At 70.0% G+C, this 15,682-nt stretch carries 13 protein-coding genes; 4 read left to right on the forward strand and 9 right to left on the reverse strand.

Annotation, left to right across the window (positions count from 1 at the left end; translation table 11 throughout):
• Nucleotides 1-76 precede the first annotated feature (76 nt).
• Complete coding sequence (locus ACAG26_RS21565) at nt 77-1,693, forward strand: ABC transporter family substrate-binding protein (protein ID WP_370485167.1); 1,617 nt, start codon at nt 77-79, stop codon at nt 1,691-1,693.
• Between the two features lie 92 nt (nt 1,694-1,785).
• On the opposite strand, the gene ACAG26_RS21570 is transcribed toward ACAG26_RS21565, so the two are convergent.
• The 5 genes from ACAG26_RS21570 to ACAG26_RS21590 all read right to left on the reverse strand — a co-directional run bounded on the left by ACAG26_RS21570 (nt 1,786) and on the right by ACAG26_RS21590 (nt 8,125).
• Nucleotides 1,786-2,361 (reverse strand): zeta toxin family protein, encoded by a 576-nt coding sequence (locus tag ACAG26_RS21570; RefSeq protein ID WP_370485107.1) that lies wholly within the window; start codon nt 2,359-2,361, stop codon nt 1,786-1,788.
• Nucleotides 2,358-2,759, reverse strand: a complete 402-nt coding sequence (locus tag ACAG26_RS21575; RefSeq protein WP_370485108.1) for a hypothetical protein — start codon at nt 2,757-2,759, stop codon at nt 2,358-2,360. The genes ACAG26_RS21570 and ACAG26_RS21575 overlap by 4 nt, the downstream gene beginning before the upstream one ends.
• A gap of 64 nt (nt 2,760-2,823) precedes the next feature.
• Entirely contained in the window at nt 2,824-5,433 is a 2,610-nt protein-coding gene (locus ACAG26_RS21580) for an AAA family ATPase (RefSeq protein ID WP_370485109.1), read from the reverse strand.
• Nucleotides 5,430-6,575 (reverse strand): exonuclease SbcCD subunit D, encoded by a 1,146-nt coding sequence (locus tag ACAG26_RS21585; protein ID WP_370485110.1) that lies wholly within the window; start codon nt 6,573-6,575, stop codon nt 5,430-5,432. Before ACAG26_RS21585 ends, ACAG26_RS21580 begins: the two co-directional genes overlap by 4 nt.
• A gap of 173 nt (nt 6,576-6,748) precedes the next feature.
• Nucleotides 6,749-8,125 (reverse strand): ATP-binding protein, encoded by a 1,377-nt coding sequence (locus ACAG26_RS21590; RefSeq protein ID WP_370485111.1) that lies wholly within the window; start codon nt 8,123-8,125, stop codon nt 6,749-6,751.
• Between the two features lie 100 nt (nt 8,126-8,225).
• Here ACAG26_RS21590 and ACAG26_RS21595 point away from each other — a divergent pair, with 100 nt between their 5' ends.
• Nucleotides 8,226-8,732 (forward strand): histidine phosphatase family protein, encoded by a 507-nt coding sequence (locus ACAG26_RS21595; RefSeq protein ID WP_370485112.1) that lies wholly within the window; start codon nt 8,226-8,228, stop codon nt 8,730-8,732.
• 167 nt (nt 8,733-8,899) lie between these two features.
• Here the strand turns inward: ACAG26_RS21595 and ACAG26_RS21600 are convergent, their stop codons facing one another.
• On the reverse strand, nt 8,900-9,463 hold the full coding sequence (locus ACAG26_RS21600; RefSeq protein WP_370485113.1) for a DUF3558 domain-containing protein: 564 nt from the start codon (nt 9,461-9,463) through the stop codon (nt 8,900-8,902).
• A complete protein-coding gene (locus ACAG26_RS21605) occupies nt 9,460-10,008 on the reverse strand; it encodes a DUF3558 domain-containing protein (protein ID WP_370485168.1) in 549 nt (182 codons plus the stop codon). The genes ACAG26_RS21600 and ACAG26_RS21605 overlap by 4 nt, the downstream gene beginning before the upstream one ends.
• A 163-nt stretch (nt 10,009-10,171) precedes the next feature.
• Here ACAG26_RS21605 and ACAG26_RS21610 point away from each other — a divergent pair, with 163 nt between their 5' ends.
• Entirely contained in the window at nt 10,172-11,917 is a 1,746-nt protein-coding gene (locus ACAG26_RS21610; protein WP_370485114.1) for an ABC transporter ATP-binding protein, read from the forward strand.
• Nucleotides 11,914-13,812 (forward strand): ABC transporter ATP-binding protein, encoded by a 1,899-nt coding sequence (locus ACAG26_RS21615; protein ID WP_370485115.1) that lies wholly within the window; start codon nt 11,914-11,916, stop codon nt 13,810-13,812. The genes ACAG26_RS21610 and ACAG26_RS21615 overlap by 4 nt, the downstream gene beginning before the upstream one ends.
• Here the strand turns inward: ACAG26_RS21615 and ACAG26_RS21620 are convergent.
• A complete protein-coding gene (locus ACAG26_RS21620; RefSeq protein WP_370485116.1) occupies nt 13,809-14,369 on the reverse strand; it encodes a hypothetical protein in 561 nt (186 codons plus the stop codon). The two genes, ACAG26_RS21615 and ACAG26_RS21620, sit on opposite strands and share 4 nt — an antisense overlap.
• A 250-nt stretch (nt 14,370-14,619) precedes the next feature.
• On the reverse strand, nt 14,620-15,609 hold the full coding sequence (locus ACAG26_RS21625; RefSeq protein ID WP_370485117.1) for an NAD(P)H nitroreductase: 990 nt from the start codon (nt 15,607-15,609) through the stop codon (nt 14,620-14,622).
• Nucleotides 15,610-15,682: the final 73 nt, after the last annotated feature.

Consider the following 15,682-nt stretch of genomic DNA (forward strand, 5'->3'; position numbering starts at 1 on the left):
ACGGCGCGGTTTGGCGCGACAATCGCGCCCCAGACGCAGAGTCATTGCGGTCTGCGCAGCGGTGCTGACGGCCGGACTGATCCTCACCGGGTGTGCACCGGTCGACGTCGACGCGGTCGACGGCGCCGCCGAGATCGGCAGCAGCAGCGACATCAACCCGCAGGACCCGGCGACGTTGCAGGACGGTGGGAACCTGCGGCTGGCGCTGGCGGAGTTCCCGCCGAACTTCAACACCTTGCACATCGACGGCAACCTGGCCGATATCGGCGGCATGCTCAAGGCCACCCTGCCGCGCGCGTTCACCATCGGCCCGGACGGCTCGGCCACGGTGGACACCGACTACTTCACTAGCGTCGAGCTCACCGGCACCGACCCGCAGGTGGTGACCTACACCATCAACCCGAGGGCGGTGTGGTCCGACGGCACCCCGATCACCTGGGAAGACATCGCCAGCCAAATCCACGCCATCAGTGGGGCCGACGACCGGTTCGCGATCGCCAGCACCGCCGGGGCCGAACGGGTCAAGTCGGTGACCCGCGGTGTCGACGACCGGCAGGCGGTGATGACCTTCGCCAAGCCGTATTCGGAGTGGCGCGGCATGTTCGCCGGCAACTCGATGCTGCTGTCCAAGAGCATGACCGCCACCCCCGAGGCGTTCAACAAGGGCCAACTGCAGCGGCCCGGCCCGTCGGCCGGCCCGTTCATCGTGTCCGGGTTGGACCGCGGCGCGCAGCGCATCACGTTGACCCGCAATCCGCGCTGGTGGGGCGCCAAGCCGCGGCTGGAGACCATCACCTATCTGGTGCTCGACGACGCGGCGCGGCTGCCGGCGCTGCAGAACAAGACCATCGACGCCACCGGGGTGGGCTCCCTGGACCAGCTGACCATCGCGCGGCGCACCCGCGGCATCTCGATCCGTCGCGCCCCCACCCCGGCCTGGTATCACTTCACCATCAACGGGGCGCCCGGCTCGATCCTGGCCGATAAGGCACTGCGGGTGGCCATCACCAAGGGCATCGACCGCCAGCTCATCGCCGACGTGACCCAGCGCGGCCTGACCACCGACCCGGTGCCGTTGAACAACCACATCTACGTCGCCGGCCAGGACGGCTACCAAGACAACAGCATCGGCTACGACCCGGAGCAGGCCAAGCGTGAACTCGATGCGCTGGGCTGGAAACTCAACGGGCAGTTCCGCGAAAAAAACGGGCGCCGTCTGGTGATCCGCGACGTGCTCTACGACGCGCAGACCACCAAACAGTTCGGCCAAATCGCGCAGCACAGCCTGGCGCAGATCGGGGTCCAGTTGGAACTGGACGCCAAGGCCGGCTCCGGTTTTTTCACCAAGTACATCAACGTCGGCGACTTCGATTTCGCGCAGTTCTCCTGGGTCGGTGACGCGTTCCCGCTGGCCGGGCTCACCCAGATCTACGCCCGGCACGGGGAGGGCAATTTCGGCAAGATCGGCAGCCCGCAGATCGACGCCAAGATCGAGGAGACGCTGTCCGAGCTCGACCCGGGGAAGGCCCGGCAACTGGCCAACGAGGTCGACCGGCTGTTGTGGGCGGAGGGATTCAGCCTGCCGTTGACCCAGACCCCGGGCAACATGGCGGCCCGCAGCTCCCTGGCCAACTACGGCGCCACCGGGCTGGCGGATTTGGATTACACCGCGATCGGCTTCATGCGCGAGTGACCCTGCGCGCCGAACGGCCAGTTATGACACGTTTTTCGCGAAATTCCGTGTCATAACTGGCCACTCGGTGGCCAAGCACGGACGCGATGCGCTCACTGTTGCTGCGAGTGCAGGGGCGGCGGCGTCCACGCCGGCCACGACGGCGCACCGATGATCTGACCCGCGGACATGGTGGCGACGATCCGCGGCCCGACACCCGCGGAGTTGTCGTAGACCATGGCGCTATCGGATTCGGCGATCGCCGCCGCGACCAACCCCCAAAGGCGACGGTAGCGCTCCCGTATCTTGTCCTCCGGCACGGCAGGGCCACCGGTCTGGACGCGGAGCCGAACGCGCTCGACGGCCAGGTCTTCGGGGACCAGCACAACGTGCACCACGACGGTGTACCCGGCGGCGCGGGCAGTGCGGATGAGATCGAGCTTGGACGGGTGGGAGAAGACCGTCTCGGCGATGAACGGGCGTCGGGCCGAGATCAGGTGGGCTCTGGTGTCGGCGGCGACCCGAGCGGCGTCGTAGGCATGCGCCTCGGGATCGTCCGGCCAGCGTTGCCGGGCGATCTCGTCGGCGTTGACGAACACGCTGCCGGGCAGCAGGGCCGCGAGAACGGTGGCCACGAACGTGGATTTCCCGGCCCCATTGGGGCCGGCCACCACGTCGAGTCGGGTCACGACCGGGCGTGGTGGCCCTCATCGAGGACAACCGCTGTCCCGTCCGGCTGGTATTCGACGATGTCGCCGGTTTCGTTGAGGGCGACCCAGGGTGTGCCGCGGGCCGCGAACTCGGCGGCGTAGTTGGTCTGCGCCACCTTCTCCTCGATCGCCGCGTTGATCTCGGCGTTGAACACCGTGCTTTCTTCGGGGGTCAGGACGTTGACCGCCAGATCGCCGGCCAACGCGGCCTCCACTCGGCGGCGCGACGCGCTGTACTGGCTGGACACCGCCCGCCCCACCCGCGTCCAATGGTCGAGCTGCTGTTTGGCGGATCGGCCCTGGCGTCCGCCTTCGACCGCCGCACTGTCGGCCAGATCGGCGGCGATCCGCATCACCCGATCGTCGGCTTTGGGCATGACCACCTCCTCGAGTAGCAATCTGCTACCAGTGTAGCGAATTGCTACACGGTTCAGCCGCGGGTCAGGCACTCAGTTCGATGCGGTGCGCACCGTCCACGCTTTGGTAGCGGGCGGGGGTGCAGGTCAGCACGATCACCTGGCCGTCGGCGCCGACCATGTCGAAAACCTCCCCCATGCTGGCCAACCGGCCCGGATCGGTGAAGCCGAGCGCGTCGTCGATCAGCACCGGGACGGTGTCTTCCTTGGCCACCAGCGCCGCCCCGGCCAGCCGCGCCAGGATGCCGAGTTGCTCCTTGGCGCCACCGGACAGCGACTCGTAGGGCACGGTGCGGCCGTCGAGGGTGCGGGTGTTGATGCGCAGGTCGCTGTCGACGTCGACTTCGAAGCTGGGCCCGAACACCGGGCGGCCGAGCCGTTCGATCTCGGCGCGGAACGGGGCGACGTAGCGCTGCCGGGTGGTGTCGCGGTGGCGGGCCATGGTCGAGCGCAGCAGCTGTGCGGCGCGGGCCCGCCGCCCGATCCGGGCGTGCTCGGCCGCCGCGTGCGCCCGGCTGTTTTCGGCGGCGTCGAGCTTGCCCTTGCGGCCCTCGGTGCCGAAGACGGCGAGTTCGACCTCGACGGCATGCAGCGCGCGGGCGGTCTCGGCGTGCCGGGTTCGCAGCGCCCCCGCGTCGGCGGCGGCCGCAGCAAGTTCGGCGGCCACCGCGTCGGGGCTGGCCGCGGCCAGCTGGTCGGACAGGTCGGCGACGCGCTGCTGCGCGGTGTGCACGGCCTGGGCGTTGGCGTCCGCGGTGCCGGCCAGGTCGTCGTCGCTGACTGACGCCCGCTGGGCGGCCAGCCGCTCGGCGACCGCGTCCAACTCCGTGCGCTGGGCGGCCACCTTGTCGCGCCGCAGCGCGGCGCGGGTGGTGTTCTCGGTGAGCTGGCCGGCCGCCGCGGCGGCTTCCCGACGCCGGGTTGCGGTGTCCGCGGCCGCCTGGGCGCGCGCCGCCGCGGCGGCGTCGAGTTCGGCGCGGGCGGCGGCGGCATCGGTGGCGACGTCGGGCTGGTCGGCGCGCAGCTGCTCCAGCCGGCCGCGCAGCTGATCGAGCGGGTCGTCGCCGCGCAGCGCCGCCAGGGTGGCGCCCAGCTGGTCGCGGCGACCGTGCAGTTCCCGGCGCCGCTGGTCGGCGCTGCGCGCCGCGGCCAGATCAGCCACCCCGGCGGCCTGCAGGGCGGCGCCCAGTTCCTGTTGCGCCGCAGCGCATTTGGCCTCCGCATCCCGTGCGGTGTCGCCGGGACGGACCCGCACGGTCAGCAGGTCGGGGACCGCCACCTCGGTGGCGGCGGTGGCGGTCGTCGACCAGCTTTGACCCGCCGGCAACGACACCCGCTGGTCACCGACGACGAGTTCGAGGTCGGCAGCCGCGGTGACTTCCACCGTCGCCGAGATCGCGGCCAGCGACGCCGCCGCACGATCCAGCGCGGCCGTGGCGTCTTCGATCCGGCGCAGCAGCGCCTCGGTCACGGTGATGCCGGACAGCTCCCCGCACACCAGGTCGTGGTCACGCTGGGTGGCGTCGATCTTGGCCAGCCGGGCGGCCAGCCGGTCGGCCTCGTCGCGGTGAGCGAGCTGGTCGACGACGCGGCGGGCGGCCTCGACGCGCCGCTCGGCGGCGGCCAGCACCTCGGCCGACTGCTCGACGGCGGCGTCGGCGGCCTCCGCGGCCTGCCGTGCCGTGGACTCGGCGTCGGCGGCGTCGCGCGCTTCGGCCGCCAGGGCGGTGATGGCGGTTGTCCGGGTGTCGAGGTCGGTGCGCAGCCGCACCCGCTCGGTGTGGGCGGCCGTCGAGGCGGTGCTGGTGGCTTCGGCCGCGGTGGCGATCAACTGCGCTTCGCGCAGCTGCTCGGTGAGTTCGGCGATCCGGTCGGCTGCGGCGCGGGCAGCGGTGTGGCGGGCGCCGGCGGCCTCCTGTTGCCCGGCCAGCTGGGCCAGCTGCTCGGTCAGCTCGGCGTGTCGGCGGACCCGGTCGTCGACCTCGGCGAGGTCCGCTGCGCAGCGCGCCACCTCGTCCTCGGCGGCGCCCAGTGCGGCGATGGCGGTGGCCCACTCCCCGGTGGGGCGACCGGTCGCGGTGAAGTAGCGCCCGTACTCGGCGTCGATGCGTTCGATGAGCAGCGGTTCGGTGCCGCTGGACGTGGCGGTGTCGCCGGCGGCGACGTCGAGCGCCCGGGACAGCGCATCGCAGCCGGACAGGTCCACCGCCGCGGTCGATGCGGCCTGCAGCACCCGCTGGGCACGCCACAGGTCGGTGTCCATGGTCTCGGTCAGGATCGCGCGGACCCGCTCGTGCGCCTCGTCGCCGGTCAGCTGCTCGCGGCGCGGCGCCAGCACCGTCAACTGGGTCTCGGCCTTTTTGTGGAAGCGCTTGTGGTAGACGAAACGGTAAGGGCCGGTGCTGATTTCGGCGGTGACCTCGGCGCCGACGTCGGCGTGGGTCGGCTTGACCTGCTTGACGTCCTTCTTGGTGGAGCGGTCCTTGGACTCCAGCAACAGATCCAGCGCCTCGATCATCGAGGACTTGCCGACCTCGTTGGCGCCGGACACCACCACCACCCCGTGGTCGGGGAAGTCGATCTCCCGGTGCGCGACGCCGCGGTAGTTGGTCAGGACCAGCCGGTGCAGTTTCATGCCGCACCCCGCTGGGTGAGCCGCAGCAGCAACGCCAGCGCCGCCTGCGCGTCGTCGGCGGTGGCGGTGTCGGCGCCGCGTGCGGTGGCGACCAGTTCGTGCACCGCGTCGGCGGCGAACCCGCCGATCCCCAAGTCGTCGAACTCGCCGTCGGCGGGCAGCACCGCCAGGTCGGTGTGGCGCTCCCAGGTACCCAGCCAGGCGAACAGCCGGGCGTACTTGTCCAGGCACGCGTCCAACGCGGCGCGGTCGGTGACGCTCAGCGAGCCGGTCAGCGCCAGCCGCACCACGGTGCGGTCCTTGTCGGGCAACTGGTCGAGGTTGATGTCCAGGTCGGCGATGTCGCGGCTGGTGTCGACCTGGCGGTGCAGGGTGAGGAACCGCCAGCGGCCGACGTGGCGGGCCTCGACGCTGACCGTGCCGTCGTTGTCGTCGATGTCGACGATCAGGACATGACCGGGGTCGGATTCGATGTCGTCGAAGTTGGTGACCTCCGGTGAACCGGAGTACCAGACCCGACCGGTCGCGCCGACCTGGGTGCGGGAATGCTTGTCGCCCAGCGCGACATAGTGGAGGGCTCCGCGGGCCAGCGCCTCCTCCAGGGCCGCGAGCCGGATCAGCGAGGGCTTGCCGGGGTCGGGGTCCAGCACGTCGACGCCGCCGTGGGCGAGCAGGATCCGGGTGGCGCCGTTGTCGGGCAGGCCGTCGAGCGCGGCGGCGGCCAGGTCGGTGGTGGGCGCCTTGGAGCGCCACGGCGCGGCGACGATCTCCAGTCCGGGCCGCACCCGATGTGCCCCGGCGGTGTCGAGCACCACGACGTTATCCGGGCATTCGGCGGTGAACAACGCGCTGGTGTACACCGAGGCCGCATCGAGTGGGTCATGGTTGCCGGGCAGTAGATACACCGGGATCCCGATGGTGCGCATGGCTTCCAGGGACTGGCTGATCACCGCCGGGGCCAGCTGGTTGTGCTCGAACACGTCGCCGGCCACCACGACGAACTCCGCGCCGGTCTCGGCGGCCAACGCACCGAGGCCGGCCACCGCGTCGCGGCGGGCCGCCGAATACCGGGGCTGGGCGTCGCCGGCCAGGAAGTGACGGGTCATGCCGAGCTGCCAGTCGGCGGTGTGCACAAACCGCATGTCACTCCCCTTTTTTGCGTCTCGCCTGCGCCCGATCTGAACCGGGCACCGCGAGTGTATGACCGGCCGCCGACAAGCCCGTGGACCTTGCTCGGCAGGTCCCCGGGTCGGGGCGCTAGGTGGCGCCCAGGGGCACCACCAGCCTCATCAGTCGCAGATGTTGCTAGGGGCGCTCACAGGTAGATCCCGTCCGGAACCGCCGCGCGGTAGCGCCCACTGCCCACCTCGGCCAGCAGCGCCGCGGTACTGACCTTTGCGCCGTCGTCGGCCAATATGGCCCGGCGAACGATCTCGCGGATGTCGCTACCGCTGGTGTTCTGGGGCAGCGCGGCCACCACCGCCACGGTGTCAACAGCCGACCCACCGGGCAGACCCGCGATCAGTGCCGCCAGGATCCGTCCCGCGTCGGCGCGGCTGGGGTAGCCGACCTCGACGATGGAGTCGAACCGCCCGGTGCGGATGGCCGCCTTGTCCAGCGTCGCGGTGTCGTTGGTGGAGGCCAGCGTCAAGATGCGGGCATCGGGTTGAATGTCCATGGCCTGCAACAGCTCCGACAACCCCTCAGCACCGGTCGCGCGGTCGCGACACCACAGGTCGACGTCCTCCAGCACGAGCAACACCGGACCGCCGAGGCGCTGGGCTTCCTCCACGACAGCGGTCAACAGCTGCGCCCCGGCCTTGGCCTCGACGTAGATGACGGTGAATTCACCGACGACCTCCCGTGCCATCACCGCGCTCACCGCCGACTTGCCGGTCCCGGGCGGACCGCACAACAGAACACCGCGCCGCGCACCCAGGCCGTGCTCGTTCAGCACGGCGTGGCGGTCGCGTACCGCGGTCACCCCAAGATCGACCTCGGTCCACACCGCATCGGGAACGATGACGGTCTCCCGCGTCACGGTCGACGGCAGCTCGATGACGGCCAGGCTCAGCCCGTGCGTGTAGCTGGCGCGTACCGCTTGGCCCCGGTAGGGGTTCAACCGGATGGCGCGGTCGAACAACCGGTCCAACACGACGCGGGCACCGTCCTGCGCCTCCGGCGTCACATAGGCGCTCACTTCCGCCGAATGCAGGACGCTCTCGCGGGCTTCGATGTAGATGACGCATCCGGTGTCATCGAGCAGCGTCCCGGCGGGAAAGTGCACACGCAAGCACAACGGGTGTCGGTAGCGCCGCCCACCGAGCTCGGTCTGCGTCCACTTCGGCGGATGGGTGTATTCGCCGGGCCCGATTTCGCAGACGTGCGCGTGCTTTTCGATCCATTCCCCCAGCGCCAGCGCGGTGGTCAACCGGGACACCGGCGTGAGCTCGCGTTCCTCATCGAGCAATTGGGCGCAGTCCGCGACGCCCAAGCAGCGGGCGGTGAACTTTTCCGCGGTCTCGGCGCGCTCGCGCTCGGAGACGCCGATCAACAACTCGCCGAGCGCGCGCAGCGCGGGACGCACCGCACCGTCCTGGCCATCGAGCCACGCAGTCACATCATCGATGGGACGGCGGCGCACCTCAGCGCCGGCGGTCGGCTCGGTCAATTCGTGGTCGGTGAGGGTCATCGCTTCGTTGTTCGTTCGGAAGAAAGGGCAGCCGACCAGCTTCGCACCCCACCGTCAGGTGGTCAACTGGTTTGCGCGGGCTTGCTCTAGCGTGGGACCGGTGAGCGACCAACCCCGCACCCTGGTGCTGCTACGGCACGCGAAGTCGACCTACCCGGACGGCGTGGCCGACCACGACCGCCCGCTGGCGCCGCGCGGCGTGCGGGAGGCCGGGCTGGCCGGTGACTGGCTACGCGCCCACCTGCCCGGCATCGACGCGGTGCTGTGCTCGACGGCGACCCGGGCCCGGCAAACCTTGGCGCGCACCGGTATCGACGCTCCCGTGCGCTACATCGAACGGCTCTACGGCGCCGTGCCGGGTGTGGTGGTCGAGGAAATCAACACGGTTCCCGATGATGTGACCACCCTGCTGGTGGTCGGCCACGAACCGACGATGTCCCAGGTGACGCTCGCCCTGGCCGGCGCCGAGGGCACTAACCCGGCCGCCGCCGAACGGGTCTCGACGAAGTTCTCGACGTCGGCGATGGCGGTGTTGCGGGTGCCGTGCGAGTGGCGGCAGCTGGAGCTCGGCGGCGCGGCGCTGACCGACTTCCACGTGCCGCGCTGAGTGGCCGGTATCTCAACGCCGATTCTCATCCACCGCGAGCGCGTTGAGATTGCGTCGAGGGTCGCGATTTTTCGAAAACCACGACCACCGAAGCAATCTCGACGCCAAGGAGAAGCAATCTCGACGCCACGGACAGCGACGCCACGGGAAGCAGCCCGCCGAGCGCGTCAGAAGTTGCGGGCCAGCGTGAGCTCCATCAGCTTGATGGCCTGCTCGCAGGCGTCGATGCCGGCGGTCTGCGGGTTCACCCACCAGCCGACCACCCCGGCGGCGTCGCTGGCCACCCCGCACGACCCGTTGGGGTCGTTGGGGCGCATCACGATCGAGTCGACGCCCTCGATCAGCCGGCTCTCGATCTGGTATTTCAGGCCTTCGGCGACCTTGCGTTCGTTGGCCAGGCTGCCCTGCTCAAACCAGAACCGGGTGATGTCGATCAGCCCGGCGGGGTTGGCCGCCTGCCAGCGGCAGATCGCGCCGACGAACGTGCTCTGGATGTCCAGCGGGTCGGCCCCGACGGTCTTGGCGAGGATGTCGGTGGTCAACACCTCGCATTCCTTGAGCAGGTTCGGATACATCTGCTGGGAGTTGTCGTTGCGTGGCACGTCGCCGGACCCCACCTTGACCGGGGTGCCACCGACCGACTTCGAACAGCCGGTCAGTACGGCCAGCAGGGTCAACACCGCCGCAGCCACCGCGACGACCCGGTTACGTGCACGCACCGACGGGCTCATTTCGCGTTCACAATCGATTGTCGGGTCAGTTCCTTGGCCACATCGCACGGGTCGGGGAAGGGCTTCTGGGCGAAGCTGACCGACCATTCGATGAAGTCGTCGTCGAACTGAATACCCACCTCGCACAGGCTGTCCCCGAGGGATGCCTGGGTGCCGATCGCGATGAACCCGCCGTGGCCCTCGATGTTGATGTCTTCGACGCTGGTGCGGGACAGTTCCTCGGTCTTGCGTTCCCGCCCGATCGGGCTGCCGCGGTACCAAGAGAAGGAAAAGTGCGGGCCCAAAATCCCGCCACCGGCCAGCCACTGGCAGCCCACCGAGTTCTGCGCGGTGTTGACCAGCCCGGTCACCTTGGTCAGTTCGGTGACGGTCTGATCGCTGACGCCGCCGCATTGCGGGAAGAACGGGCCGTGTTTGCCTTCGGCGTTGGGCGCGGCGGTCGACGGCACCGCGGGCCCATCATTCGAGCCGCCGGAATCGCTGCACCCGGCGACCAGCGCGATCACCGCCGCCGTGCCGGCCGCCGCGCGGGCCAGCGGCATCATCTTGGACTGCACCGCTATGCGCACCTACTGCTCGTCACACGATGCACTGTAGCGTCCACCCGGCGCGGCTAACCACGGCGTGCCGGGTGACCAGTCACTTTGCGCCGGGTCGCGGGCCCCCGGTCGACCCCGGACCGACACCGGCTTGTGCGACAGTTACCAGATGCTGTTGGCCCTGCTGCGGCGCTACGTCCGGCCGTATCGACGGCTGGTCGCCGCGGTCATGGCGCTGCAGCTGATCAGCACTTTGGCCTCGCTGTACCTGCCGACCGTGAACGCCACCGTCATCGACGAGGGTGTGGCCAAGGGCAACACCCGGGTCATCGTCGTGCTGGGCGCGCTGATGCTGGCGGTCACCGCGCTGCAGGCGGTGTGCGCGGTGGGCGCGGTCTACTTCGGGTCCCGCGCCGGGATGGGGTTCGGCCGCGACCTGCGCGCGGCGATGTTCGGCCGGGTCCTCACCTTCTCCGAACCCGAGACCGCCGGCTTCGGCGCGCCGTCGCTGCTGACCCGCACCACCAACGACGTCCGCCAAATCCAGGTGCTGGTGCAGATGACCTGCACCGTGCTGGTCACCGCGCCGATCATGAGCGTCGGCGGCATCGTGATGGCCGTGCACCAGGACGCCGGGCTGTCCTGGCTGCTGCTGATCGCCGTGCCGGTGCTGGCCGTGGCCAACTACGCGATCATCGCCCGGATGTTGCCGCTGTTTCGCCGCATGCAGCGGCTGATCGACAACATCAACCGGGTGCTGCGCGACCAGCTGTCCGGGGTCCGGGTGGTCCGGGCGTTCGCCCGCGAACCGTTCGAACGTGACCGGTTCGACCAGGCCAACCGCGCGCTGTCGGACACCGCCCTGACCACCGGTAACTGGCAGGCGCTGATGTTGCCGGCCACCACGCTGACCATCAACTGTTCCAGCGTCGCGCTGATCTGGTTCGGCGGGCGGCGCATCGATGCCGGCCAGATGCAGATCGGGTCGCTGGTGGCGTTCCTGTCGTATTTCATGCAGATCCTGATGGCGGTGCTGATGGCGACCATGCTGCTGTCCATCCTGCCGCGCGCCTCGGTGTGTGCCGAACGGATCACCGAGGTGCTGGCCACCCGCCCCGCGATCGGCGCCCCGGCGACACCGCGGTGCCCGCCGGGCGGCGTGACCGGCGTCATTCGGCTCGACGGCGTCGCGTTCCGCTACCCCGGTGCCGAGCAGCCGGTGCTGCGCGACGTCTCGCTGACCGCGCGGCCCGGCACCACCACCGCCATCGTCGGCAGCACCGGTTCGGGTAAATCGACGCTGGTGTCGCTGATCAGCCGGCTGCACGACGTCACCGCCGGCGCGGTTTCGATCGACGGCGTCGATGTGCGGGACTACGACCCCGAGCGGCTGTGGTCGACGCTGGGCCTGGTGCCCCAGGGCGGTTACTTGTTCTCCGGCACGGTGGCCGACAACCTGCGCTACGGCAAACGCGACGCCACCGACGCCGAGATGTGGGAGGCGCTGGCCGTGGCGGCCGCCGACGAATTCGTGGCCGCCCACCGCGACGGCCTGGCGATGCGGGTCGCCCAGGGCGGCATCAACTTTTCCGGCGGGCAGCGCCAACGGCTGGCGATCGCGCGCGCGGTCATCCGCCGCCCGGCGATCTACCTGTTCGACGACGCGTTCTCCGCGCTGGACGTGCACACCGACGCCGCGGTGCGCGCCGCGCTGGCACGGATCGCGGGGAAGGCCACGGTTGTCATCGTGGCGCAGCGGATCTCGACGATCGCCCACGCCGACCAGGTGGTGGTCCTCGACGAGGGGACGGTGGCCGGTATCGGGTCCCACGACGCGCTGCTGGCCGAGTGCCCCGCCTACGCCGAATTCGTCGACTCGCAGTCGGTGTGGGCCGGGGTGGGAGGCGTGTCGTGACCGGGCCGGTGCGTCCGCCGCTGCGCGCCGCCGCGCCCGCGGGCCGGTCCCGGGATTTCCCCGGCACCGCGGTGCGGCTGGTGAAACGCCTTACCCCGCAACGCGGTTTAGTGGCCGCGGTGATGACGTTGTCGCTGGGCGGTATCGCGATCGGGGTGGCCGGACCACGGGTCCTGGGCCACGCCACCGACGTGGTGTTCAACGGGGTGATCGGTCGCCAACTGCCGGCCGGGATCACCAAAGACCAGGCCGTGGCCGCCGCCCGCGCCCGCGGCGACACCACCTTCGCCGAGCTGCTCTCCGGGATGAACCTGGTGCCCGGGCAGGGCGTGGACTTCGCCGCGGTGGGGCGCACCCTGGCGCTGGCGTTGGGCCTGTATCTGGTTGCCGCGCTGCTGGTGTGGCTGCAAGCCCGGCTGCTCAACCTCACCGTGCAGCGCACCATGCGGGCGTTGCGCGCCGACGTCGAGGACAAGCTGCACCGGCTCCCGCTGTCCTACTTCGACGGCCGGCAGCGCGGCGAGCTGCTCAGCCGGGTCACCAACGACATCGACAATATGCAGAGTTCGATCTCGATGACGATCAGCCAGCTGGTGACGACCACGCTGACCGTGGTGGCGGTGCTGGCGATGATGGTGTCGATCTCACCGCTGCTGGCCGGGATCACGCTGCTGACGGTGCCGCTGCTGTTGCTGACCACCCGGGCGATCGTGCGGCGCTCGCAGCGGCTGTTCGCCGCCCAGTGGGCCAGCACCGGGCGCCTCAACGCCCACATCGAGGAGACCTACAGCGGTTTCGCGTTGGTACGGACGTTCGGTCACCGGGAGTGGGCACAGCAGCGGTTCCGCGAACTCAACGACGACGTCTATCAGGCCAGCGTGGGCGCCCAGTTCTTCTCCGGCCTGGTGTCGCCGGCCACGATGGTGCTGGGCAACCTCAGCTACGTCGCGGTCGCCGTGGTGGGCGGGCTGCAGGTGGCGACCGGGCAGATCACCTTGGGCAGCATCCAGGCCTTCATCGCCTACGTGCGCCAGTTCAACCAACCGTTGACGCACCTGGCGGCCATGTACAACACGCTGCAATCGGGAATGGCCAGCGCCGAACGGGTTTTCGAGCTGCTGGACGAGCCGGAGGAACCGGCCGATCCGGAGCCGGCGGCGCTGCCCGGCGACCGGCACGCGTGCCGGGTGGAGTTTGACCGGGTGCACTTCGGCTACCAGCCCGGCACCCCGGTCATCGAGGATCTCTCGTTGGTGGTGGAACCGGGCAGCACGGTCGCGATCGTCGGGCCCACCGGGGCCGGCAAAACCACCCTGGTCAACCTGCTGATGCGGTTCTACGACGTGGACTCCGGACGGATCCTGGTCGACGGCGTCGACATCACCGGCATGAGCCGGCACTCGCTGCGGTCCCGGATCGGCATGGTGCTGCAGGACACCTGGCTATTCGGCGGCACGATCGCCGAGAACATCGCCTACGGACGGCCGGCGGCCGGCGAGGATGAGGTGGTGGCCGCCGCCCGGGCCGCCCATGTGGACCGGTTCGTGCACACCCTGCCGGACGGCTACCAGACCCGGATCAGCGACGCCGGCGCCAATATCAGCGCCGGCGAGAAGCAGCTGATCACCATCGCTCGGGCGTTTCTGGCCCGCCCGCGGCTCCTCATTCTCGACGAGGCGACCAGCTCGGTGGACACCCGAACCGAACTGCTGATTCAGCACGCGATCGCTGAGCTGCGTCGGGACCGCACCAGTTTCATTATCGCCCACCGCCTTTCGACGATCCGCGACGCCGACCACATCCTGGTGCTGGACCAGGGCCGGATCGTGGAATACGGCAACCACGCCGAGTTGCTGGCCCGCCGCGGCGCCTACTACGCGATGGCGTCTCGTTAAAGCTCGGGGCCTTGGCCGCGCAGGTCGTCGACGTCGGCCATCGCCTCGCGCAGTTTGGCCAGCCACTCCTGGGTGTGCTCCCCGACGAGCTTGACCGACCAGGCCAGCGCGTCCGAGCGGGATCGGGCCACCCCCGCGTCGACCAGGGTGTCGAGCACCTGGCGCTCGGGTTGCTTCAACCGGGTCATGACCGGGACCGCGATGTGGGTAAACAGGACTCGCTCACCACCGACCTCGACGCCCCAGGACACCTTGCGGTCGTAGCGGTCCTGCGCCTCATCGGCGATCGCCATCCGCTCGGGTCGGGTGTCCTCCCGGAACCGGGATGCGCGTCCCGCGGCGTGCGCCTGGGATTCGTCGGCGCCCTCGGCTGCCGGCAGTCGGCCGATCACGGTGATTTCCTCGCGGTCGACGATCACCTCGGGGGCACCGTCGAACCAGGCCTCCGGCAGCCGCCCCGCGAACCAGTCCGCGGCGTCGCCGGCGTCGGGCTGGTGTGCTTGCTGCCAGCCCCCGGGGCGGCCGCGCCGCCCGCTGTGCACATAATGTCGTTTCATGATTACATGATTACACCGTTACAGACCCCAGGGCGAGGGGTTCACCGAGGGCGAACAATCCGCCCTCGGGGCGCTGGCTCCGGGTGCCCGAAAACCGTTGCTACCCCGCGCCGACAGGTGTAAGTTGAAGCGCGAAGCAGGCCCGGACATGACCGATCCAAAGAGCCGGCATAAAGGGTGACAAGCCGGCCGCGCAGGATGTGGAGACGCCCCTAATTGTCAGCCGGGCCTGCCTCATTGTGTCGAGGGTTTACCTCGTAATCCGCAGTACGTCCTCGAGTGGCCGGCGCGGCGTGGCCGGCGGGGTCTCGTCGAGCGTCGGCGCGACGCCCACCCGGATCAGGATCTGCGGCAGGTCGCCGTGCCCGGTGAGCGCGGCCAGGATCTCGCGGCTGGCCGGCAGCTCGGTCAGGTGGGTCAGCGGGCAGGTCGCCAGGCCGGCCAGCGTGCACTCCAACAGCACCGTCGAGAGCACCTCGCCGCACGCCAACGCCGCCGCGCGACTGTCCTCGTCGGTGGACAGCATCACAATCGTCGACCAGTCCACCCCGATCTCGGTGCGCCGCTCCGGGCGCTGGATGACCGGGAAGGCCCGCCCGACCTCGACGCGATCGCTTTCGGCGGCCGACACCAGCGCGCTCTGCGGGATCCCGTCCGACACCTCGAACGGTGCTGTCCACCAGTCGAGTTCGGCGTGGTAGGCGGAGTCGTACAGCCGCAGCGATTCGGTGAGCTGCGCCGCCTCGGCGAGTTGGGGGCGCACCGCCTCGGGCAATGTCTGCAGCCGCACGGCGCTCTCGGCGATCCTGGCGCGCAACACGGTCTCAAACGCGTCCCAGCCGGCCGGCGCCAACAGCGGCAGCCGGTCACTCCGCCGGGCCAGGATCGCGTCGGCGCGACGGTGCTGACCGTCGGTCACGTAGTCCAGCGCGGTGAACCCGATCGAGGCCAGGTGCTGGGGCTGGTTCGGGTTGGGGAAGCGGTCCACCACCGCATGCCAGCCGGCCGCGGCCATCGCCACCCGCAAGTGATCCAGCACGGCACCGCAGCTGATCAGCGCCTCACGGCCGGACTGATCGGTGTGCACCGCACGGGTCTCATCGACGTACAGCTCCAGCCGGTCACCGTCGAGCACCCACAGCCAGGGTTGGCTGTTGTGCAGCGAGGGCGCGCGGCACGCCAGCCGCACCGCCTCGGCGATGACCGCGGGTTGCACCATCGTCACCATCGTGTCCAACATGACCCACCTCCACGTGTGCTCTCCCGTGAAGTCTTGTCACGTCGCGGCCGCGGCGCCAGGACCGAACGTCCCA

Origin of the sequence: Mycobacterium sp. pUA109, from assembly GCF_041287095.1 — a bacterium.
Lineage (GTDB): Bacteria > Actinomycetota > Actinomycetes > Mycobacteriales > Mycobacteriaceae > Mycobacterium.